Here is a 22,446-nt window from a genome sequence, read left to right as displayed (position 1 = left end):
GCCATCTCATTTCATGGATTTATGATTAATGTCGGTATTGAACAAAAACAGCGCAAGGTTGCGCGATCAGGAGCGTGCGCGCCTCATCTGGCTCCTTACGACCGATAAAGCGGTCACCTCTACGCTATTGGGAAAATTGACCCTGGCTGAGCAATATGATGTCGGTACGTTAGCCGACGATATTGCTGAGGTAGGTGCGCTGGTTGCCCATTTACCGCCGCCTGACCTGGCGGATACGCTTGAAGCCCTCCCGTCCGAGGAGCGTCACGCCCTGTGGCGCCTGGTGCAGGATCACGAGCGCGGGCAGGTTCTGCTTGAAGCCTCTGAAAACGTCTGGGACGACCTGATCGATGAGATGAGCGACCGGGACATTCTCGATGCGGTTCAGACGCTCGACATCGACGAGCAGATTTACCTCGTGCAGCACCTGCCGCGAAACCTGACGGGACGCCTGCTGGCCTCGCTGCCGGCGGACGAGCGCGCCCGCGTGCGTCAGGTGATGCACTACGAGAAAAACAGCGTCGGCGCCATCATGGAGTTCGGCGTCATCATGGTGCGCCCGGACGTCACGCTCGGCACCGTGCAGCGCTACCTGCGCCGCCTCGGCAAGATGCCGGACAACACCGATAAGCTGTTCGTCACCTCGCGGGACAAAACCCTGCTCGGCGAGCTGGAGCTCAAAACCATCCTGCTCAACAGCGCGCAGCGGCGGGTGAGCGAGGTGATGGAAACCGAGCCGATGGTCTTCTCCCCGGAGGATGACGCTGAGAAAGCGGCCCGTACCTTTGAACGTGATGACCTTGTCAGCGCCGCAGTGGTGGACTCCGTCGGCAAGCTGATGGGGCGTCTGACCATCGACGAGATCGTGGACGTCGTCTACGAAGAAACCGACAACGACCTGCGCGCCCTCGGCGGGATCAGCGCGGAAGATGACGTGCATGCCTCGGTGGGCAAGGCGGTGAAAACCCGCTGGGCGTGGCTGGCGATCAACCTCTGCACCGCGTTTATCGCTTCCCGCGTCATCGACGGGTTTGAGCACACCATTTCCCAACTGGTGGCGCTGGCCTCGCTGATGCCGATCGTGGCGGGCATTGGCGGTAACACCGGCAACCAGACCATCACCATGATCGTTCGCGCCCTGGCGCTGGAGAACATTCAGCCCGGCAACTTTGCCTTCCTGATCTTCAGGGAGATGGGCGTGGCGTTGATCAACGGCCTGGTGTGGGGCGGGATCATGGGCGGCATTACCTGGTGGCTGTACGACGATATGGCGCTGGGCGGCGTAATGATGCTGGCGATGGTCCTGAACCTGCTGGTGGCGTCGATGATGGGCGTTATTATCCCGTTAACGATGACCAAACTGGGGCGCGACCCCGCGGTGGGGTCGAGCGTGATGATCACCGCCATTACCGATACCGGCGGCTTCTTTATTTTCCTTGGGCTGGCGACGGTGTTTCTTCTTTAGCCAGGCGCGCGCGCCTGAGGCGGGCAGGGAGAATAACCATCACTACGATCCCGCCCAATACCCCAATCGCCAGGTTACCGGTCGAGACGGTGGCGGCCACCGTCACCAGCATCACCAGCGTTTCGGCTACCGGCGCGCGCTTGACGGTCGCGGGCTGAACGCTGTGCCAGCTGAACGTTTTCACCGCCACGATGGCCATGATCCCGGCCAGCACGGCCATCGGTATTTTTGCCATCACCTCGCTCAGCGCCGTGACCAGCACCAGCAGCACGGCGGCGGCGGCAATGGTGGAGACGCGGCTGCGGCCTTTGCCCATCTCCACGTTGACGATGGTTTGCCCAATCATCGCGCAGCCCGCAATGCCGCCGTAAAATCCGGCCAGAATATTCCCGACGCCCAGCCCAATGCTTTCGCGACGCTTGCTTGACGGCGTTGCGGTCAGCTCGTCTACCAGCTTCGCGGTCAGCAGCGATTCAAGCAGGCCGACAAACGCGATGCTCAGCGCGCAGGGCCAGATGATGCTCAGCGTCTCAAGATTGAGCGGCACCAGCAGTTCCGTTAGCCCCGGCAGGCCGCCGCTCATGGAGCCTTCGTCGCCCACGGTCGGCAGGATCTGCCCGGTGGTGACGGTGAACAGGGTTAACACCACGATGGCAATCAGCGGCGACGGCACGCTTTTAACGTAGCGCGGCACCCACAGCACGATCAGCAGCGTCAGGACGAACAGCCCGAGGATCAGCGGGCTGCGGCTCCAGAAATGCGGAACCTGGGCGAAGAAAATCAGTATTCCCAGCGCGTTAACAAAACCGGTCATCACCGGCTGAGGCACAAAACGCATCAGCCGCGCCATCCCCAGCGCGCCGAAGAGGATCTGGATGACGCCCGCCATGATGACGGCGGGGAGAATGTACTGAACGCCGTGCTGGTGGACCATTGGTCCAATGACCAGCGCGACGGAGCCCGCGGCGGCGGTCACCATCGCCGGGCGGCCGCCCAGCACGGAGAGGGCAAAGCAGAGCACCACGGAGGCGACCAGGCTGACCTTCGGATCAACGCCCGCGACAACGGAAAACGAAATCACTTCCGGGATCAGGGCGAGGGCGGTAATCACGCCCGCCAGCGTTTCGCGCATCAGGCGAGAGGGGGAACGAATCACGTTGATAACGCGATCTTGAGATTGAGTTAAAGGCATAGCAGTTCGCAGGTTAGGGCAGGCTTCCGTGCGCGCGATCACAAAGTGCAGCATAGTAGCCACAATCGTCGCGCTTTGCTACCCGCACGCGGAATGCCACACAAACATTCCACCATTAAATTTCACAATTACAATAATTTCGTAACCTTTAAACAATATTTAAAAGTTGCTACCGTTGCCTCCGCAGTTTTTTCACCTGCAATTTCCACGCACAAGTACATTCAACGAAGGCAAAATTATGAAAAAAATGACTGCCATGCTCTTTTCTCTGGCCGTGGGGCTGAACGCCGTCTCAATGGCGGCGAAAGCAGACGCACCAAAAGAGCAGGAGACGGACGTCCTTTTAATTGGTGGCGGCATCATGAGCGCTACTCTGGGAACCTATCTGCAAGAGCTTCAGCCGGACTGGTCGATGACCATGGTCGAGCGCCTCGACGGCGTGGCGCAGGAAAGCTCTAACGGCTGGAACAACGCCGGCACCGGCCATTCGGCACTCATGGAACTGAACTATACGCCGCAGAAAAAGGACGGTTCCATTAGTATCGAGAAGGCGGTGGAGATTAACGAAGCCTTCCAGATCTCACGCCAGTTCTGGTCTCACCAGGTCAACAGCGGCGTGATGCACGATCCGCACTCCTTCATTAATACCGTACCGCACATGAGCTTCGTCTGGGGCGACCAGAACGTGAACTTCCTGCGCGCGCGCTATGCGGCGCTGCAGCAGAGCACCCTGTTCCGCGGCATGAAATATTCTGAAGATCACGCGCAGATCAAAGAGTGGGCGCCGCTGGTCATGGAAGGGCGCGATCCGAACCAGAAGGTGGCCGCCACGCGTACCGAAATCGGCACCGACGTGAACTACGGGGAAATCACCCGCCAGCTGGTGGGCGCTCTGAAGAAGAAAGAGAACTTCAACCTGCAGCTCAGCACCGAGGTGCGCGGCTTTAAGCGCAACGCGGACAACAGCTGGAGCGTGACCGTTGCCGATCTGAAAAACAACGACGCCGAGCGCGTCATCAAGGCGAAGTTTGTCTTTATCGGTGCCGGCGGCGCGGCGCTGAAGCTGCTGCAGGAGACCGGGATTCCTGAAGCGGACGACTACGCGGGCTTCCCGGTGGGCGGCCAGTTCCTCGTATCCGAGAACCCTGAAGTGGTTAACCGCCATCTGGCGAAAGTCTACGGCCAGGCCTCCGTCGGCGCGCCGCCGATGTCCGTACCGCACATCGATACCCGCATGCTGGACGGCAAGCGCGTGGTGCTGTTCGGGCCGTTCGCCACCTTCTCAACGAAGTTCCTGAAAAACGGCTCGCTGTTCGACCTGCTGAGCGCGACCACCACCTCCAACTTCAAGCCGATGGTGGACGTAGGCCTGGATAACTTCGATCTGGTGAAATACCTGATTAGCCAGGTGATGCTCTCCGACGACGACCGCTTCGCGGCGCTGAAAGAGTACTATCCGCAGGCGAAGAAAGAGGACTGGCGTTTGTGGCAGGCGGGCCAGCGCGTGCAGATTATCAAGCGCGATCCGAAAGAGGGCGGCGTGCTGCGTCTGGGGACGGAAGTGGTGAGCGATAAGGATGGCACCATTGCCGCGCTGCTGGGCGCGTCACCGGGCGCGTCAACCGCTGCGCCAATCATGCTGCACCTGATGGAAAAAGTGTTTAAAGATAAAGTTGCCAGCCCGGAGTGGCAGGCGAAGCTGAAAACCATTATTCCGTCTTACGGCACGAAGCTGAACGGCAACGTCGACGCAACGGAACAAGAGCTGGAGTACACCAGCCGCGTGCTGCAGCTGCAGTACGTGAAGCCGCAGGCGGCAGACGCTGCGCCTAAAGCCGAGCTGAAGCCTCAGCCGGAAAACAAGCCGGTGGCGGATATCGCGCTGTAATGTAAAAGAAAAACGGTAACATCCGTTACCGTTTTTATGTCTTCTCCCTCTCCCTGTGGGAGAGGGTTGGGGTGAGGGCCCGGTGAAGCCGTCACCCGACTTATTCTTAGCGTACTACCGCTTGTCCGACTGTCTCATCCGCCTTCCACACGCGATACTTCACGTCCACGTTTTCCGGCGTATACACCACGATCGGCAGCTTGCTGTTGTAGCGAAGCAGGCTATTGTCGCCCAGATACGCGGTCACAAATTTCTTCTCTTTTTTGCCGTCCGGGCAGGCCATCATGGTGGAGACCGGAGACGTCACTTTGTCGAAGACGTAGTAGTCATAGCCCCAGCCTTCCAGGGTTTTGCTTTCCAGCTGGCCGCCCAGGCGATGCTGGTTGCAGTCCACCTCAAGCGTCTGGCCAATTAGCAGCTCAACTTTAAAGTTCCCTTCGTCTTGCTGAACGGGGAGCTGAATCACCTGGCGCTTCATGCCTTTCTCCGCCTGCGGATACGGCGCGACTTTTTCCAGCGGCTGCTCTTTCTGAGCGTCATTAGCAAACGCGCTGACGCTTACGGCAGCGGCAATCAGGGCAATGGCAAATTTAGGGGCGTTTTTCACAGTTATTCCTTTTTGTTAAAACGAACGGATTCAGACTAGCATAATCCATATGAATGATTGGAGTGATTTACTTATATTTTCGAAATGAACAGCGTGATGAACTGCCTTTGATGGCATTGACTGGTGGTTTGTGCTGATGTGGAGTCAGGGGAAGGATCGTGTTATTTTAAGCGCCAGATATTGTTATTCATCTGTAAAGGGAATTGAGACATGGTTCGCGAAAAACTGAAAACGCCCGAAGGGCGCAAATTTCTCCTCGCTCTGCTGGTGGTCTTTATGATTGCCGCAGCGTGCGTTGGCCGGGCAACCATCGTTGGCGTGATTGAACAGTACAACATTCCGCTCTCCCAGTGGACGACCAGCATGTTTGTCCTGCAATCCGCCATGATCTTTGTTTACAGCCTGGTCTTCACCGTTCTTCTTGCCATCCCGCTGGGCATCTTCTTCCTCGGCGGGCGCGACAAGCACTGAGCATATCGAACGACGCCGACGCGTTTCATCCCTGAAGCGCGCCGGCGCCTCGTCTATGCCACCACCGTCGTGACCTGCCCCGGGAAGCTTATCTGAATCACGCCGCCCCACATGCACATGAGCTGTGACTGTGCGGTGAGGGCGGGCGCATTGCCCACCATTATCGTTGGCGAGCCCGGCACCCAGGGGGCAATGGTCGATGGAATGCACGGCATCGGCGTCAGAACCCCAAGCGCCGCCGCGGTGGCCGCGGCTACGGTCGGGTTGGCGATGCTGTTGCACATCCCGAAGGGCAAGATATTAATAAACGGCTTGTTATCCAGAATATTTGCCATCGGCATGTTGTTGACGATTGTTCGGCTGACGGGCATGACGTTCAGCGTGGCGGGCGCGACGCCGAATGAACACTGCATGACTGCGCCGGTACAAACTCCTGGACAACTCATGGTAACACCCCCATTTGCCGCCACAGTCGGCGGGCGGATTCATCGCTGTTAATCAGTTCCGAGAGCAGCTCCGGCAGCGGCATATGCCCCCAGGCAAAGGCGCGGTACAGCAAATAGGGCACCGGGCTGTGCGGTTCGGTGCGCGCCAGGTAATCCGCCACCTGCTTCATCACCCGATAGGCCTGTTCCCGATCCGCCAACGCGATAGCCTCGCTGGCCACGGGCGGCGTCTCCATTACCAGCGGCGGCGGCGCTTGCGGCGCAACGTTCCCCAGCGCCTGCAGGCCCGTTTTGATCTTTTGCTCCAGCGCGCTGAAGGAGGGGGCCGAGGCGGCGGGCCAGCTCTGGCATACGGCATTCAGGCGCGTAAGCCACTCCAGGCTTTCCGTCAACGCCTGAACCTGCGCGGCGTCTGCGCCGGGCAGTGGGATTGCCGCAAGCTTCCCCTGCTGCCATTGCGCTAACGAGACGTTTTCCCCGTTGACGCAAAAGAGCGGGGCCTCGGCAATCAGCGCGGCGTAATGCTGCGCCATCCAGCGCAGTGGCGCGGCGCGATAGTCGTAATCCCCCTCTTTGATCTGCGGATGCAGCTCCTCCGGGTAGCGTTCCAGCGCCAGCGTCGCCAGCGCCAGCGCGTCGGGCAGGGCGGCCAGGCCGCGCGTTCTGATCCACGCTTCGCCCAGCCAGCCCATAATCACCAGGTCCTTACTCAGCGTTTCGGTCAGCTCAACGGCGATGCTGGCGACGTCCTCCCAGTCGGCGCGCCGCGGCGTGCTCTGCCAGACGCCGGTGGGCAGCGTTTCGTCATCCTGCTGCCGGGCGGCGACCAGCCTGTCGAACGCCGGCGAGTAGCGGATTGGATCTCCGCAGCGGTTATCCGCCGCAATGGGCGCCAGCAGCGCCTCGATATGTTCCATCATTGTCCTCCTGATAATCCCTGCTCGGTTAGGGGGATCCACGGTAGCTGCGTCTTTTCTTTGCTATCCAGCAGGGCGATCTGCAAAAAGACGGTCGCCTGCATCTGCTGATGACCCTCGCCCACCGGAAGCATAAAGCGCAGCGGCAGAGGCTGCGCCAGCGCGCCGCCCACGCGCTGTTCCCCAATCATTCTCAGCAGCGACCACGCCCCCTGCCAGCGCCAGCGGCCCGTATCTCCGCTTACCGTCACGCTGGCTTGCGCGCTGCCCGGCAGGGGCCGCCAGGCGGAGTTCGCGGCCCAGCGCAGGCTGAAGCTCAGGCTATCGCCGCTGCGCCACTGGAGATCGGTTGCTCCCCCCGGATAGCTGATGCTTTGCTGATTGCCGATTAGCCGCCAGTCGGCTATCTGGTCCGCGCCGCTTTCGCGCTGGCGCGAGGTTCGCCAGATAACCCGCACGGTCACCCCTTCGGGCGCAACCAGCGCGGCCAGCAGCGGCCGTGCCGCCGCCAGCTGCTGAATCAGCGGCGGCTGTTCGGCTAGCGCCTCCGCCGGAAGCTGTGCGAGCAGCTCGTTCAGCTCCCGCACCCGGTCGACGTCGGCATCCGGCGCGTGCGGCACGGCGGTGAAGGGAAACCGCCCCGACAGCCAGGCGTTGTAGAGCGTGAAAATTTTCTGCGTCGCGCCGACGCTCGCCTGCTGGCGCAGCTGACGGCACTTTTGCTGCGAGGCGTTGACCAGCGCGTTCAGCGACTGGCTGTAAAAATCAATGCCGCCGGACGCCCCGTACTGCGCCAGTTCGTCCCGGCAGTTTTGCGCGCTCATCGTCGGGAGCGCCGCGGCAAGGGCATTCATCTGGACCGGCGGGCTCCCCGGATCTTGCTCCTGCATTCGCTGCATGGCCCGAAGCGAGCTGCTCCAGCGGGCGATCGGCTGATTATCCTCCGGCGCGAGCCAGCCGCGCTGCCTGTCGAGCCAGTCAATGTCCTGCTGATAGCGGGCCAGCGCCGCGGAGATTTGCTCCGCCTGCGCGGCGGCCCAGCCTGCCGCCTTCTGGCCGCTGGCCTGCGCCTGTTCGGCGGTGGCGTAGCTGACGGGCGGGGGATCCACCGCCGGGAGCAGCGCGCTGCCGTCCTGACGCACCCGGGCAATCACCTGAGCGGCAATTTGCCGGCGCAGCGCGTCGGCGGCCTGAGGGCGATTAAGCTGGCCGAACGCGTCAATAACCCGGTCCGCGCTGGCGGTGCTAATAGCGTTGCTTTGCGCCACGCTGGCCGCGCCCGCGTAGAGCGCCTGGCGCATGGCGTTTTCCGCCGCCTGCTGCGCCAGCTGGGCCAGCCTCGGACGCCAGACGCTGTCCGGGAGCTGCTGCATAAAGCGCTCATACCCGGCGTACAGCGCCTGCGCCTGCTGAAGCTGCAGGTTGCCCGGGTATCCCGCGTCAGGTTCCGTATCCGCGCTAACGCCCTGCTGCCAGAAGGGCTGATTCAGCAGGTCGCGCAGGCTTTTCTGCAGCGCCAGAATATCCGGCGATACGTTGAAATCGCCTTCCGGCGCCTGTTCGGTCAGGGAAGAGAAGTGCAGCCGGGAGCCGTCGACCTGCGCCAGGAAGCGCTGGCGCAGCAGGGCTTCGTGACGCAGCAGCGCCCCAATCACGCCGTTGTCGATCAGCCGCAGCGCGCGGGCCTGGGCCAGCAGCTCGTCCAGCGGCAGGCGGATCGGCGTGTGCGTGGCGTCGCGGCTGAGGTTGTTGATTGTCGTCAGCGTACCCTGCAGGCGGCTCACCTGGCGGACCAGCGAACGCACGAACAGCGGGGTGACGCGCGTGCCGTTGCTGAACAGCGTAAGCAGCTGCTCGAGCTGCTCTTCATGGGTATCAAGGCTGGTGTTGCCATAGTTCTGCTCCAGCCAGCGCAGGGTTTCACGGGAAAACAGCGCGCTGTTGCGCTGGGTCAGTTCGCTGGCGTCGGGCAACCGCAGGCGAGAAAGGTTAAGCGTCGCGAACATCGCGTTCAGCGCCTCCTGCGATGGCAGCGAGTCGGCGTCGACCTTCACGCCCCAGACGCTGTCGCTGACGGTCGCCAGCGTCTGCACGGTAGGTTTTTTTACCTGCATCAGCTGGAGCAAGGGCAGATAGCGCGACTCCATCTGCTTTGCCTGGGCCAGAAGGTGCTGGATCTGCCGGTAGCGTTCTTCCGGCAGCAGATCGTCCCCGTCCCGGCCGTCGTTTTCCCGGCTTTGCAGGCAGATGCCGTTGGTCGCGGGCACCAGCAGGCTGCTCAGGGTGGCGCTGTTGAAGGTTTCCCGCAGCCTGGTATCGGTACGGCTGAACAGCGAGCCGGGCCAGACGACGGAGCGAAACTGCCATTGCGGGATCGCGTTTAGCACGCGCCAGTACAGGGCGGCCGAGCGATCGCCGGGGGCATCGGCGGTTTGCGCCGCCAGTATCTGCAGGCGGTCGTGCAGCTGCTGGGCGTTAGGATATTGGTACCGCCAGCACCAGATCATGGCGATAAGCAACGCGACGCAAAGACAGCTGTAGCAGGCGAGGGTGATAAAATGGCGGCGCAGGTTCAGGCGCAGCAGGCGGCGTACGGGCAGGGCGAGCCCGCGCTCCGCGGCGATTTTTCCGCCGAGCAGCGCCTGGCAAAACTGCATCTGCGGTTTGTCCTCCGTCAGGGTTCTGGCGACAAACCAGATCCCCCTCAGCAGCGGCGGCTCGTCGCGGGCGTTGCTGTTGAGCAGCGTATCAAAATAGTCGTGGAGCGGCGCGGCGAGCGGCGGAATAGACTCCGGCAGCCGGAACAGCGCGGGCGGCGTATTTCCCTGCAGCGCGCCGAGTTCGGTAATGGTCTGGCGCAGCGCTGCCCGGGTACTGTCCAGCGCATCGTCGATCCGCTGCGGCTTCCAGACCGCTTCCCTGGCCATGGGGATCGCGCTGCCGACAGGGCTGCGGCGCGCCTCCGGAGGGAGCTGCGCAAGCAGCGCGGCGGTACCGTCCAGCGATTCCATGCCGCTGATGAGCAGGTAGATGGGCAGGCTTAGCCCGCAAACCTGCTGTATCTGCTGACAGTGGTTCAGCAGGCCGGCGCGAGCGGCACCATCGCCGCTCAGCGCCTCCAGCGGCAGGGTGATAGCCAGGGCATCGAGCGGACGCTGAGGGCGGCTTTTCACCAGCGCGGCCAGCAGTTTTTGCCAGTCATTCTGGCGGATAAGCCGTTTCTTTCCGGCGGCTTGTAACGCCTGCGGCACGCAAAGCAGGCTGCACTGCGGGTTAAACCACCACTGCCCGAACCAGTTTTCCGCGCCGTCGGTCAGCGACCAGCTTCGGCAGAGCAGGCGGTTGTCCTCTTCGTTGCCGAGCATCAGGACGCGCATGTTGTCATAGGGATCCCGATCGCCGCAGGCGCGCTGGATCTCCTTTTGCGCGCGGATGAAGGTATTGTTGCGATACTCCCACTGCCACCAGACGCACCAGAGCGTAAGGGCCAGCACTACCAGCACGATAATCAACAGCGTCAGCCAGGGTTGCGTCACTTTTCATCTCCCGGGCAGGACTGGGTGACCGGAAAGTCCGGCAGCGTGTTGACGCCAATCGCCTCTTCAATGCTGAACCACAGGCGCTGGCTTAGCAGCAGCAGCGCCAGCAGCACGATAATGGCGATGAGGTGCAGCTGGGAATTATCCGGCAGGCGGCGGCGCGCCGGGAGCAGCAGGGGCGAGCCCAGCGACGCGGAGGCCATACGCTCGGCGATATCATCGGCCTGCGCGTCGCACTGGAAGGCGAAAAGCCAGAGCAGGCGGCAGGTTTCCTGTCGGAACTGGGGGTTAAAATCCTCGCGGCGGGAGCCGAACCCGAGCGTCAGGCAGCGTAGCCAGACCGCGGCTATATCTCGCTGCCCCGGGTGACGCTCGCTGAGCACGCTGTCAATCTTGCGCGGGATCCGATCCCCCGCGCTGTGGGTTTGCCACAGATGATATTCCAGCGGACAGCTTTGCCACAGGCCGAGCGCGGGCCAGTCGCTGTAAAGAACCGTTTCATCGATCAGCGCCACCAGCGCGTAAATGGCGTCATCAATCTGCTGCTGAAAGGGCGAGCCCAGCTCGCGCGTCAGGCGTCGGCCGTATTCCGCCACGAGGTGATTCGCGTATTCAAACGCCTGAAGATGCAGCGCATCGGGCGGCAGCGTGCTGCTTTTCCAGCCGTCGAACTGCACCAGCCAGCGGGAGAAGGCGTCATCAAACAGCCGGCTGGCGGGCATGTCAGGAGCCGCGGGCGTCATGGCGATCCTCCTGTCGGTAAAGCATCATTTGCTGCGGCATCGCGTCCGTTTCATGGAGCGGCGCGACCACCAGCGGCGCCTCCTTTTCAAACCACTGGGGGGGCAGCGTCAGGGTGAACAGCGCGATGCTGCCGTCGATCTCCCAGTCGCCGCGCTTTTGTGACGCCAGCGGGACGAAAGCCATGCCGTGCATTCGCTGGCGGCGCAGGATGGGCAGAAAGGGCTGGCTGGCAATCAGGCTGCGCTGGAGCCACGCGTCGGCCCGGGCGGCGTCGCCGTTGGGCATCAGAATGCCGATAACGACCTCTTCCCCGGCGTGCACATCCGCCGGAAGCCGCAGGGAGAAATGGCCGCCTTCTCTGCTGAAGCTGAGCCGGAGGTAGCGGCGATGAACGTGCGCCAGCTGCGCATTCAGCAGTGAAAACAGCGTGGCAAAGCCGTGATGCATGTTCTGGTAATCGAAGGCGGGCAGCAGGGGCAGCGTTTTGTCCTGGGTCAGCATCGCCGTCTGCCCAACGAACAGGCACAGCGCGCGCCAGAGATCCTGCGGATGCGTCTCTCCGCCGTTGACCAGCGTTTCCAGCAGCGGCAGCGTTCCCTGAATGCTCTGTAGCGACAGCGTCAGCCACAGCCAGTCGTCGCCGCGCTGATTCTGCTGCGCCAGCTGCATCTCCCGGCTCAGGAACAGGATTTTCTCTCTTGCCTGCAGGCAGATCTGGCGCGCATGGCGGCTGAGATAGCTCGCTTCGCTGACGCGGGGCGAGGGGGGGAACCACTCGCTTTGACGAAAACCGCCTTCGGTGTAGACCACCTGCAGCAGCGGCAGGCAGACGAAATCGGCGCGCTCGTGCGACATCAGCAGGCGCGGTGCGGGCTGCCAGAGGGGGATGCTTTCGGGAAATTCCCCGCTGCACAGGTCCGGCAGCGGCGCGCTGTTAATGGAGCGGTTGCGGGTGCTCATCTGCTGCCACTCTCCGGCGCGGCTGTGCGGCGCCAGCGCCAGCCAGAGCCGCTGCTCGCTGTCCGGCGCTGCCGGGAGCAGGCGCGCGCAGTCAAATTCGAGCGGTGAATCGCCGTACGCGCGGTAATCAACCGGCGTACCATCGGGCATGATGGCCTCCAGGTGCAGAATGCGCAGCACGCCAGCGCACAGCGCCGCCTCATCGATCTGCAGCTCTTTTACGCCCCAGAAAAAGGGGTTAGCGCTCCGCGCAAGCGCGGCGGAAAGAATTTCATTACGCAATGCCTGCAGCTGGAAATGCTGGGGCAGCATTGCCATTCCTTCATACCAGCAGACCATTGCCGGAATTGTGCTCATCGTTTCTTCCTTGTTCAGGGCGCGAGGACGGCCTCATCGGTCATCAGTAACAGGTGCACAGCATCGGCGTTATCCAGGCGTAACCGGTGCTCGCCTTCGCTGTGGTAGCGGGCAAACAGCAGGATCGCTTCTGCCTGGGCACCCAGCAGCGGGTTTTCATTGGCAACGAAGCGGGAGCCCGGCACCAGCTCCAGCGACCAGACGCGGAGCCCGTCGGGCACGTCGCGCAGCAGCTGCGATTTGGCGTTGAACCACTGCGCAGCGGTGAGCGCCTGCACGGTGGGGATCAGCGCGCTATCGGAAACGGCGACAATATCCACAGCAACAGGAGCGTTATCATTTGCATCTGGAACGGTTTCAATCACGACAGCCTTTAATTCAACCCGGTTTTGCCAGAACGAACAGCCGCTATTTAGAAAAATTAAGAAACCCAGAAATAGTATTTTGGCTGCCCGATATTGACCGATTGTCATAAACATCCTTTTATGCCTGCCATACGAAATATGACATATATTAGCCAGGCGTAATCACTGTATATGCGCCATTTGGGGAATGTCTCTTTCTAAAGAAGGTAATTAATGATCCTGGTTTGCTTTTTGATTTGAATCATTATTCAAGCCATATTCCCGAACAAAAGTATCCATCGAAATGCATTCGTATGATGAATGTTTTGCGTGTTTGTATTTTATTTTTTGATGATCTTTGTTTTATCTCCTTGAATTTCAATGGTTAAATTCTTGTGATTGATATTTATCAAATAAATAATTTCTTGTGAAAAAAGTAAAAAATTAGATTGATATTTATTTTTGGCTGTGTTTTTTATATTAGCCGTAGTTATTCAGAAAAATCGTGTTTTCGAATAATGGTGCTGCCGGTTTAGCACCAGGGATACTATTGCTTTAAAAAAGGATTAAATATGGCAGAGAGCATTCAGCATAAACTCAACCGTATTAGGCCGCCGCGCGTGCAAATAACCTATGACGTCGAAACGGGCGGTGCGATTGAGAAAAAAGAACTTCCGCTTGTCGTGGGAATTTTAGCGGATTTATCCGGGCAGCCCGCATCGCCGCCTGAAAAATTACGCGAGCGCCGTTTTGTCGAAATCGATCGTGATAATTTTGATGATGTGCTCTCGTCCCTCTCTCCACGCCTGGCCATGCAGGTTGAAAATCGGCTCGCTAACGATGGCAGCAAGCTCAACGTTGAGCTGCACTTTGGCGAATTTGATGACTTCTCCCCCCTCAATATTATCAACCAGGTGAAGCCGCTTCAGCGCCTGCTGCAGGCCAGGCAGCGCCTGCGCGATCTGCTGACCAAGCTGGACGGCAATGACGATTTGGACGCGCTGTTGCAGCAGGTGGTCAACGATAACGCTGAGCTACAGACGTTAAGACCGGCAGCCGAAGAACAACCGGCCGAAAACGCGTAACGGAAAGGAGAAGCGCAATGGACAATGTTCAGGAACAAGCTGAAACCGGCGGGCAGACGGTCACGCTGAGCGTGCTGGATCGCATTATCCAGGAAGGAAGAATGGCGCGCGATGAGCTGCAGCAGACCTACGCGCGCGACATGCTGGAAGAGCTGGCGACGCAGATCCTCGACGAGGGGATGGCGATAGAGAGCGACACCGTGGCGATGATTAACCACCGTATCGCGCAGATCGATGCGCTTATCAGCGATCAGCTTAATGAAGTGCTGCACCATCCCGATATGCAGAAGCTGGAGGCCTCGTGGCGCGGCCTGCATCAGTTTGTCATGAACACCGAAACCAGCACGCGGCTGAAGCTGCGCCTGCTGAACGTTTCGCGCAAAGAGCTTCAGGACGATCTGGAAAAAGCGGTGGAGTTCGACCAGAGCACGCTGTTTAAAAAGCTGTATGAGGACGAGTACGGCACCTTTGGCGGCAATCCGTACAGCGTGCTGGTGGGGGATTTTGAGTTTGGCCGCCATCCGCAGGACGTGGCGCTGCTGGAGAAAATCTCCCAGGTTGCGGCGGCGGCCCATGCGCCGTTTATCGCCTCCGCCAGCCCGCGCCTGTTTGATATGGGTTCGTTTGCCGAGCTGAACGTGCCGCGCGATCTGGCGAAGATCTTCGAGAGCACCGAGCTAATCAAATGGCGGGCGTTCCGCGAGAGCGACGATTCCCGCTATGTATCGCTGGTGCTGCCGCACGTCCTGCAGCGCCTGCCGTACGGCCCGGACACGGTGCCGGTGGAGGGCGTCAACTTTGTTGAGGACGTGAACGGCCTCGACGCCAGCAAATACCTGTGGGGCAACGCCGCCTGGGTGCTGGCCAACCGCATTACCGAAGCCTTTGCCCTGTACGGCTGGTGTGCGGCGATCCGCGGTGCGGAGGGGGGCGGGCTGGTGGAAAGCCTTCCGGCGCACACCTTCGCCACGCCGTCTGGCGACATCAGCCTGCGCTGCCCGACGGAGATCGCCATCACCGACCGCCGTGAGAAAGAGCTTAACGATCTCGGGTTTATCGCGCTGTGCCACAAGAAGAATACCAACACCGCCGCGTTCTTTGGCGGGCAGACGACCAATCAGGCCAGGATTTACAACACGCCGGAGGCTAACGCCAACGCGCGGATCTCGGCAATGCTGCCGTACATCCTTGCCGCGTCCCGCTTTGCGCACTACCTGAAGGTGATTATGCGCGACAAGGTCGGCAGCTTTATGAGCCGCGATGACGTGGATCGCTATCTCAACAACTGGATTGCAGATTACGTATTACTGACTGACAGCGCCCCGCAGGAGATCAAAGCGCGTTATCCGCTGCGCGAAGCGCGGGTGGACGTGAGTGAAGTGCCTGGCAAACCGGGCGTTTATCGCGCAGTCGTGTTCCTGCGCCCGCACTTCCAACTGGAAGAGTTGACGACCTCTATCCGCCTGGTTGCTGAACTGCCGCCGCCAGCAACAGCATGATAAAAAAGGAAAATAAACCATGGATGCGATTTTTTTAAAGCTCGATGATGTTAAAGGCGAAAGTCAGGTCGAAGGATTTAAAGACCAAATCGAAATTATGTCCTTCAGCCATAACGTGGCGATGCAGGTTACCAACGACGTCAGCAACACTGAACGCACCTCCGGACGGGCGCATGTCGGAGAAATGTCACTGACTAAGTTTGTCGATCTTGCCACGCCGAAACTGAATGAATACTGCTGCAGCGGAAAGATGGTCAAAACAGCTGTGCTGACGCTATGTCGTAATGATGACGCCAAAATGCTGCCATTTATCGTTTACACCCTGGATAACGTGATTATCTCGCATCTGAGCGTTAGCGGTGGTTCCGGCGGTAAACCGGTCGAAACCATGTCGCTGAACTTCACCAAAATAAAATGGGAAATCACCGCTCAGAAACTGGGGGGTCAGAAAGAGGGCAATGTTTCTTCCGTCTGGGATATGGCGATGAATAAATAATCGTAAGCTGAGGCTATAGCATGTTATTGCCAGTCGCACTATTTGACAGGCTACAGGATGAGGAGATCGCCCCGCGAGAATCGGTGCGCCGGGAGCTGAGCCGACTGTTCAACTCCCGCGCCCCGGCGGATGCCGATGCCCTGCCGCCGCTGCTCGCCTGGGGCGTGCCGGAATGGCACGGCCTGAACGGGGGCGATGAGCGGGTGCTTGACTGGTTTTGCCGCCAGCTTCGCGCCGCCATTTTACGCCATGAGCCGCGCATCCAGGCGCTCACGGTGCGTGCCGAAGAGGCGCATCATCAGACGCTGACGCTGCATCTCGACGTCATGCTGCACAGCGACGACAGGCCGCTGACGCTGAACTTGACCTATCTGCACGGCAGCTGGCGGTAACCTCCGCGGGAGAAGATCAATGGACGATCGCTTGCTTGAAGACTATTTGCAGGAGCTCAAATGGCTGCGCGCCGCCAGCGGCGAGTTTGCCCGTCGGCATCCGCACGTCGCGGCCCGCCTGCGGCTGAGCGAGTTCGATTGCCCCGATCCCCACGTCGAGCGGCTGCTGGAAGGCTTTGCGCTGCAAAGCGCCCGGCTGCATCAGCGCCTTGACGACGGCTTTGGCGAGCTGTGCGAATCGCTGCTGGAACAGCTCTCTCCTCACGTCATGCGTCCTTTCCCCGCCTGCGCGACCGCCTGTTTTACCCCCGATCCGCTGGCGGGCGATCTCAGCCAGGGCTATCCGATCCCCGCCGGGACGCCGCTGTACGCGCTAAAAGAAGGCGGGGAAACCCTCTGGTGGCGCACGGCGCTTGCCCACACCCTGTGGCCGCTGGCTATCGACGATGTTGCCTGGTGCGACGCCGCGCAGGCCCGACAGCTGAGCGGGCTGCCGCAGGCGCGCGGTGCGCTTCGCATCACGCTGCGCTGCCTGCCGCCGCATCGGTTTTCGACGCTGGCGATAGACCGCCTGCGGATCCATCTCTGCGGATCGCCGCAAATCAACGCCGCGCTGTTTGACCTGCTGTACGCCCACGCAACGGGCCCGCGTCGTCCGCTGCCGGTGGGGCTAATGAATGCCGGAGAGATTTTGCCCAGCGAACCGGGCATGGAGTCCAGCGCGCTGGCGCTGAGCGCGTGGATGAACTGCCCGCAGGCGCTGATGTACTTCGACCTGCCGCTCCCCGAGACGGGCGACGGCGACACGCTGACGCTCTGCATCCCGTTCGACAGGGCGCCGCAGGCCGCGCAGCACGTTCAGCCCGGCGATATCCGCCTGGGCTGCACGCCGGTCGTGAACCTTTTCACCCGCACCGCTGAACCGCTGCTGGCCGAACACACCCGCAGCGAGCATCGGCTGGTGGCGGACCATCACGACAGCAGCGTGCAGATCTATCGTCTGCAGGAGCTGTGGATGAGCCGCCGCGAGGAGGCCTGGCGCGTCCCGCCGTACTATTCGGCGCGCGGGCACAGCGATGCCCGCTGGTTCTGGCACGCAAGGCGCAATCGCCTTCAGGGGAACGAACTGTGGCTTACGCTGGTGGACAGCCGGTTCGATCCGTTTGAACGCGCGGAGGAAACCAGCCTGACGGCAAAGCTGTGGTGTACCAACGGCGACAGCGCGGCGCAGCTCTGTGCGGGAGCCGCGCTGACCTTTGAACAGCCCGGCCCGGTGGCGCAGGTTTGCCTGCTCGGCACGCCGACGGCGCCTTCTGCACCGGCCTCCCGGCGGGAAGCGCGCTGGAAGCTGCTCTCAACGCTGGCGCTCAACCATCTGTCGCTGACGGAAGGGGAAGCGGCGCTGGAGACGCTGAAGGAGCAGCTGGCGCTGTATGCCCCTTCTGCCGCTTCACCCGCTATCTGGCAGCACATCAACGGCATCTGCGGGATGCGCTGTCAGCGGGTGAGTGAACATCGCGGGCGGGACGCCTGGCGCGGCTGGCGAAACGGTATCCGGGTGACGCTGGAGCTCGATCCGCAGGCGTTTACCGGCAGCAGCCGCCTGCTGTTTGCCGGCATTATCGCCCGCTTTCTGGCGCGCAACGCCACCGCGAACGGTTTTGTGCATACGGTATTGCAGGACGAAGGAGAGGAGCTGTCGCTATGGACAGAAGCCGACCGAACCGCGCTGATAGCGTAATGGCGCAGCTGAGGCGCGAGCCGTGGCGCTTCTCGCTGGAGCAGTGCGTCCGCATCTTCGAAGCGGCGGGCGAAGCGCCCGAGCTGCGGGGCGATTTGGGGCTGGCGTTCAGCCCGGCGGAGGTAAGCTCGCTGGAGGAGGGCGCTCTTCAGGTGCGCAGCCTGGGGCCGGGCGACGCGGACGGCGTGCTGCCCTACGGCTGGCTGGAGTGGCTGCAGCAGGCGACGCAGGATAAAAACCGCGCGCCGCAGGATTTTATCCATCTGTTTGAGCAGCGTTTTATTCAGCATCACTGCCGCAGCCTGAGTTTATATCGACTGGCGACGCCCTACGCCCGCCGCGAGGACGCGCCGGGGCTGGCGGTGATGCGGGCGCTGTGCGGTTTCGACGTGGAGGCGATGAAAAAGCATGAGGCTGCGCTGATGCATTGCGCGGGGCTTATCAACCGCAGGCGCTCAACGGCGGGATTTGTCGCGCTGGTGGCGGAGGTGCTCGGCATTGCCGTGGAGCCTGAAGAGTTTGTCGGGCGCTGGCAGCCTTTGCCGCTGGCGTCTCAGAGCCGCACCGGATGCCGACTCGGGCGCAATAGCGTGGCCGGACGGCGGGTCTGGAACCAGCACGCGGCGCTGCGGGTGCATCTGCATGCCGGAGACGCCGCGCGGTGGCGCACCTTTTTGCCCGGCGAGCCTGGGTTTGTTCAGCTTACCCGGCTTGGTTATCTCTGGTTTGGCGCGGGGATAACGCTTGAGCTGATGATGCGCGGCACGCTGACGCTGGACAATCGTTTAATACGCGCCGCGCCGCCGCGCCTGGGCTTTACCGCACAGCTGGCGGGGCGCAGGCCCGCGTCGTTTCGCTGCCAACAGTCGCTTCAGGAGAACAACACATGGATTTAAAAGCGCTGGTACAACGCCTTAACCCGATCTGCCTGCGGGCGCTGGAGCAGGCCGCTGAGCGCAGCCGGGCGCAGGGGCACTGGTTTGTGGAGCCCGAGCATTTGCTGCTGGCGCTGCTGGATGAGGAACGCGGCGACGTTGCCTGCTGCCTGAACGGCGCGGCGATCGCTGCTGACGCGTTGCGCGAAGAGATCCGCCGGGCGCAGGCGCAGTTCAAAACCGGCTGCACGCGGATGCCGGTCTTTTCCGTCCAGCTGGTCGAACTGCTGGAAGGGGCGATCCTGCTGGCCGTCTTCCAGAGCAGCGCGCAGGTGCGTTCGGCGCTGCTGCTGCTGACGCTGCTCACCCGCGAGCGGCTGCGCGCGCAGCTGGCGCAGGGAATGCCGTCGCTGCTGAGGCTCTCCGCGGAAACGCTGGAAAGCCAGTGGCGGAACTGGTGCCTCAGTTCCGTTGAAGAACAGCGCGATGCCGCGTCCGGCGATGCGCCGACGCATAGCGGCGGGGTGCTGGAGCAATACACCCACGATTTGACCCGCGACGCGCGAGAAGGGCGTATCGACCCGATCATCGGGCGCGACGGGGAAATTCGCCAGTGCATCGACATCCTGCTGCGCCGCAGGCAGAACAACCCAATTCTGGTGGGCGCGCCCGGCGTCGGCAAAACCGCCGTGGCCGAAGGGCTGGCGCGACGCATCGCCGAAGGCAGCGTGCCGCCGCCGCTGCGCGACGTGGCGCTGCTGTCGCTCGATCTCGGCCTGCTGCAGGCGGGCGCGGGCGTCAAAGGCGAATTTGAGCAGCGGCTGAAGGGCGTCATCGATGCGGTAAAAAAATCCTCACAGCCAATCATTCTGTTTATCGACGAAGCCCACACGCTGATTGGCGCGGGCGGCGCCGAGGGGGGCAGCGACGCCGCCAACCTGCTGAAACCGGCGCTGGCGCGCGGGGAACTGCGCACCGTCGCCGCCACCACCTGGCAGGAATATAAGAAGTATTTTGAGAAGGATCCGGCGCTGGACCGGCGTTTTCAGCGCATCCAGATTGAAGAGCCGGACGAAGCGAGCGCCGTGATCATGCTGAGGGCGGTGGCCGACAAGCTGGAGGCGCATCACGGCGTGCAAATTCTGGATACCGCGATCCGCGAGGCGGTGCGCCTCTCCCAGCGCTACATCTCCGGGCGTCAACTGCCGGACAAAGCCATCAGCGTGCTCGACACCGCCTGCGCGCGGGTGGCGCTGGCGCAGCATGACGTGCCGCCTGCGCTGGAGGAAATCCGTCAGCAGGTCGCAGCCATAGAAGAAGAGAGCGAGCGTCTGAATCGTGAACTGCTGGTGGGTGTCGATCATCACGACAGGCTGTGCGAGCTGGAGGCGCAGGCGGAGAAACTCCAGGTTCAGGCGCGGGAAGTGGAAGGCCGCTGGCAGGATGAGCGTCAGCGCGTCGGCGAATTGCTGGCGGCGCGCCAGCGGATGCTGGATCTCAGCGAGCGGCTGGACGATGACGAAGAACTTGAGCAGGAGCTGGTGGAGTGCGCGGCGCTGATCGGCAAGCTGGAAACCGCCGCTGCGCAACTGCGTGAGGAGGTGCCGCTGGTGCCGGACTGCGTGGACCCCGCGACCGTGGCGGCGGTGATCGGCGGCTGGACGGGTATTCCGCTCGGGCAGATGCTGACCGACGAAGCCCACGCCCTGCGCACGCTGGTTGAACGGATGAGCGAGCGGGTAATGGGACAACAGGCCGCGCTGGAGACCATCGCCCAGCGTCTGCGCGCCTATCGCAGCGGCCTGACCGATCCGCAAAAACCGGTCGGCGTATTCCTGCTGGTAGGGCCAACCGGCGTCGGTAAAACCGAAACCGCCTACGCGCTGGCCGATGCCCTCTACGGCGGCGAACGCAATCTGATCACCATTAACCTGTCTGAATATCAGGAAGCGCACACCGTCAGCCAGCTGAAAGGCGCGCCGCCGGGCTACGTCGGCTACGGCAGCGGCGGGGCGTTAACCGAAGCCGTGCGCCGTCGCCCCTATTCGGTAGTGCTGCTCGACGAAATCGAAAAGGCGCACCCGGACGTGCTGGAGGCGTTCTATAACGTGTTTGACAAAGGCGTAATGGAGGACGGCACCGGGCTGATTGTTGATTTCAAAAATACGGTGATGCTGGCCACCAGCAACGTCGGCGCGGAGTTAATTCTCGACACGCCTGCGGCTGAATTAAACAGCGAGCGGTTCAACGAGGCGCTGCGCGAGGAATTATTAACCCATTTCCGCCCGGCGTTTTTAGCAAGGATGACGACGGTGGCGTATCGGGCGCTGGATGAGGAAATATTAAAAGGGATTGTGCTGGCGAAGCTGGAGAAATTAGCACAGCGGTATTTAGTGGCAACGGGGGAGAGGTTGAATATGGAGGATGGGCTGGTAGAGAGAGTGATGGAGAAATGTAAGGGTGTGGGTGCCAGGGATGTTGAGAATCTGGTGGTTGGGGAAATGATGGGATTTAGTTACGGTGGTGTGTTATGAATAAAAAAGCATATATACCTACTGATTATAAGTACGCTATTGATTTAGCCGATATAATTATCCATACAGTAAAGAACGTTTTAAGGTATGGGGCTGGAAATCAGGTTCATTTTAATATTCCCACAAAGTTTTCATACAGTAGTAAAGAGCAAATAACAACAAACTTTCCAGCTCGTTATCTTGTTGATGAAACAAGGAGTATAGCAAAGGAACTATCTTCAGGAATGAGGAAAGGGAAAAGTGGAACAAGGCGTTCGGCATTGGCTGCAAAAATGGTTGGTGCCGGTAATTGTGGGGAGCACGCTGATTTGGCCTATGTCTTATGTCGGGAATATTTTTCTTCAGAATGGACTGTATGTAACGTTTCCTCAAAAAGAATAGATCATGCTTTTGTTCTTCTTTGGAGAGGAGATAACCCAGAAATGATTCATCATTCAAGAGATAAATTGGATTATATTAGTAGAGGAATAATTGTTATTGATCCATGGCCAATAAAAGCGCAATCTGTTCTTTGGCATGATCATTTTTTATATGATCGAGGCCCCATAGAAAGCGTTGTTAACTATTATTCGCGTAAAAGGTGTTTAGGGCATTGTATTTATTCAGATGTAGATGCTAATGCAAAAGCCTTACGAAGTTTACGGATGGGACGTGAAGTGATTTCGCCTCCTATTGTTCTACAATCTGGAATTTTACGCAGGGATAAATATTTAAAAATGCAGGGAGGAATAGCTAAAAAGAAAGAGAGAATTGAAATTGAAATATATAATAAGATTAAATCTGAACATCTCTCTGGCACGAGTCTTCGTGGCCAGTATGACCATCAGTATGTAACAAAAAATGATAGTGTTTTTATATATGAATCAGACAGATTAAGTATGGTTTAGGAAACCG

General features: G+C 60.5%; 19 protein-coding genes. 11 read left to right on the top strand and 8 right to left on the bottom strand.

The window, feature by feature from the left end:
- The first annotated feature begins 28 nt into the window (after positions 1–28).
- Positions 29–1,465 carry a magnesium transporter gene (gene mgtE, locus V1599_RS17575; RefSeq protein WP_112010397.1) on the top strand — a complete coding sequence of 479 codons (1,437 nt, stop codon included), beginning with the start codon at positions 29–31 and terminating at the stop codon, positions 1,463–1,465.
- On the opposite strand, the gene V1599_RS17570 is transcribed toward mgtE, so the two are convergent.
- Positions 1,428–2,711: a SulP family inorganic anion transporter gene (locus tag V1599_RS17570; protein WP_112010398.1), complete on the bottom strand. Its 1,284-nt coding sequence runs from the start codon at positions 2,709–2,711 to the stop codon at positions 1,428–1,430. The genes mgtE and V1599_RS17570 overlap by 38 nt on opposite strands.
- 184 nt (positions 2,712–2,895) lie before the next feature.
- Here V1599_RS17570 and mqo point away from each other — a divergent pair, with 184 nt between their 5' ends.
- Positions 2,896–4,545, top strand: a complete 1,650-nt coding sequence (gene mqo / locus V1599_RS17565) for a malate dehydrogenase (quinone) (protein WP_395300535.1) — start codon at positions 2,896–2,898, stop codon at positions 4,543–4,545.
- A 106-nt stretch (positions 4,546–4,651) separates the two neighbouring features.
- Here the strand turns inward: mqo and eco are convergent, their stop codons facing one another.
- Positions 4,652–5,152 carry a serine protease inhibitor ecotin gene (eco, locus tag V1599_RS17560; protein ID WP_112010400.1) on the bottom strand — a complete coding sequence of 167 codons (501 nt, stop codon included), beginning with the start codon at positions 5,150–5,152 and terminating at the stop codon, positions 4,652–4,654.
- 210 nt (positions 5,153–5,362) lie between these two features.
- Between eco and V1599_RS17555 the strand changes: the two genes are divergently transcribed.
- Complete coding sequence (locus V1599_RS17555) at positions 5,363–5,623, top strand: DUF2534 family protein (protein ID WP_112010401.1); 261 nt, start codon at positions 5,363–5,365, stop codon at positions 5,621–5,623.
- 53 nt (positions 5,624–5,676) lie between these two features.
- Here the strand turns inward: V1599_RS17555 and V1599_RS17550 are convergent, their stop codons facing one another.
- From V1599_RS17550 to V1599_RS17525, 6 genes are read right to left on the bottom strand one after another with little or no spacing between them, the layout of a single operon-like run.
- Positions 5,677–6,069, bottom strand: coding sequence for a DUF4280 domain-containing protein (locus V1599_RS17550; RefSeq protein WP_112010402.1), 393 nt, complete (start codon positions 6,067–6,069; stop codon positions 5,677–5,679).
- Positions 6,066–6,986, bottom strand: a complete 921-nt coding sequence (locus tag V1599_RS17545; protein WP_112010403.1) for an ImpA family type VI secretion system protein — start codon at positions 6,984–6,986, stop codon at positions 6,066–6,068. Before V1599_RS17545 ends, V1599_RS17550 begins: the two co-directional genes overlap by 4 nt.
- On the bottom strand, positions 6,986–10,522 hold the full coding sequence (locus V1599_RS17540) for a type VI secretion system protein (protein ID WP_395300534.1): 3,537 nt from the start codon (positions 10,520–10,522) through the stop codon (positions 6,986–6,988). Before V1599_RS17540 ends, V1599_RS17545 begins: the two co-directional genes overlap by 1 nt.
- Positions 10,519–11,268, bottom strand: a complete 750-nt coding sequence (locus V1599_RS17535) for a DotU family type IV/VI secretion system protein (protein WP_395300533.1) — start codon at positions 11,266–11,268, stop codon at positions 10,519–10,521. Before V1599_RS17535 ends, V1599_RS17540 begins: the two co-directional genes overlap by 4 nt.
- Positions 11,249–12,586, bottom strand: a complete 1,338-nt coding sequence (gene tssK / locus V1599_RS17530) for a type VI secretion system baseplate subunit TssK (RefSeq protein WP_395300532.1) — start codon at positions 12,584–12,586, stop codon at positions 11,249–11,251. Before tssK ends, V1599_RS17535 begins: the two co-directional genes overlap by 20 nt.
- Before the next feature lie 14 nt (positions 12,587–12,600).
- Entirely contained in the window at positions 12,601–12,951 is a 351-nt protein-coding gene (locus tag V1599_RS17525) for a T6SS protein Cts2N (protein WP_395300531.1), read from the bottom strand.
- 551 nt (positions 12,952–13,502) lie between these two features.
- Here V1599_RS17525 and tssB point away from each other — a divergent pair.
- Genes tssB through V1599_RS17485 form a run of 8 tightly spaced genes read left to right on the top strand, consistent with a single transcriptional unit; the run spans position 13,503 to position 22,439 of the window.
- Complete coding sequence (tssB, locus tag V1599_RS17520) at positions 13,503–14,015, top strand: type VI secretion system contractile sheath small subunit (RefSeq protein ID WP_112010407.1); 513 nt, start codon at positions 13,503–13,505, stop codon at positions 14,013–14,015.
- A 17-nt stretch (positions 14,016–14,032) separates the two neighbouring features.
- Positions 14,033–15,514: a type VI secretion system contractile sheath large subunit gene (tssC, locus tag V1599_RS17515; RefSeq protein WP_395300530.1), complete on the top strand. Its 1,482-nt coding sequence runs from the start codon at positions 14,033–14,035 to the stop codon at positions 15,512–15,514.
- Between the two features lie 19 nt (positions 15,515–15,533).
- Positions 15,534–16,010, top strand: a complete 477-nt coding sequence (locus V1599_RS17510; RefSeq protein WP_112010409.1) for an Hcp family type VI secretion system effector — start codon at positions 15,534–15,536, stop codon at positions 16,008–16,010.
- 20 nt (positions 16,011–16,030) lie between these two features.
- Positions 16,031–16,402 (top strand): type VI secretion system baseplate subunit TssE, encoded by a 372-nt coding sequence (gene tssE / locus V1599_RS17505; RefSeq protein WP_395300529.1) that lies wholly within the window; start codon positions 16,031–16,033, stop codon positions 16,400–16,402.
- Between the two features lie 19 nt (positions 16,403–16,421).
- Positions 16,422–18,143 carry a type VI secretion system baseplate subunit TssF gene (tssF, locus tag V1599_RS17500; protein ID WP_395300528.1) on the top strand — a complete coding sequence of 574 codons (1,722 nt, stop codon included), beginning with the start codon at positions 16,422–16,424 and terminating at the stop codon, positions 18,141–18,143.
- Positions 18,107–19,039 carry a type VI secretion system baseplate subunit TssG gene (locus tag V1599_RS17495; protein WP_395300527.1) on the top strand — a complete coding sequence of 311 codons (933 nt, stop codon included), beginning with the start codon at positions 18,107–18,109 and terminating at the stop codon, positions 19,037–19,039. The genes tssF and V1599_RS17495 overlap by 37 nt, the downstream gene beginning before the upstream one ends.
- The gene (gene tssH / locus V1599_RS17490) at positions 19,030–21,552 is read left to right on the top strand and encodes a type VI secretion system ATPase TssH (RefSeq protein ID WP_395300526.1); all 2,523 of its coding nucleotides are present in this window, start codon (positions 19,030–19,032) and stop codon (positions 21,550–21,552) included. Before V1599_RS17495 ends, tssH begins: the two co-directional genes overlap by 10 nt.
- Positions 21,549–22,439 (top strand): hypothetical protein, encoded by an 891-nt coding sequence (locus tag V1599_RS17485; RefSeq protein ID WP_395300525.1) that lies wholly within the window; start codon positions 21,549–21,551, stop codon positions 22,437–22,439. Before tssH ends, V1599_RS17485 begins: the two co-directional genes overlap by 4 nt.
- The last annotated feature ends 7 nt before the right edge of the window (positions 22,440–22,446 follow it).

The organism is Enterobacter sp. ECC-175 (assembly GCF_043968675.1).
Taxonomy (GTDB): Bacteria; Pseudomonadota; Gammaproteobacteria; order Enterobacterales; family Enterobacteriaceae; genus Enterobacter.
The sequence above is the reverse complement of the archived record's forward strand: the minus strand, read 5'-3'. Positions and strand labels throughout refer to the sequence as shown.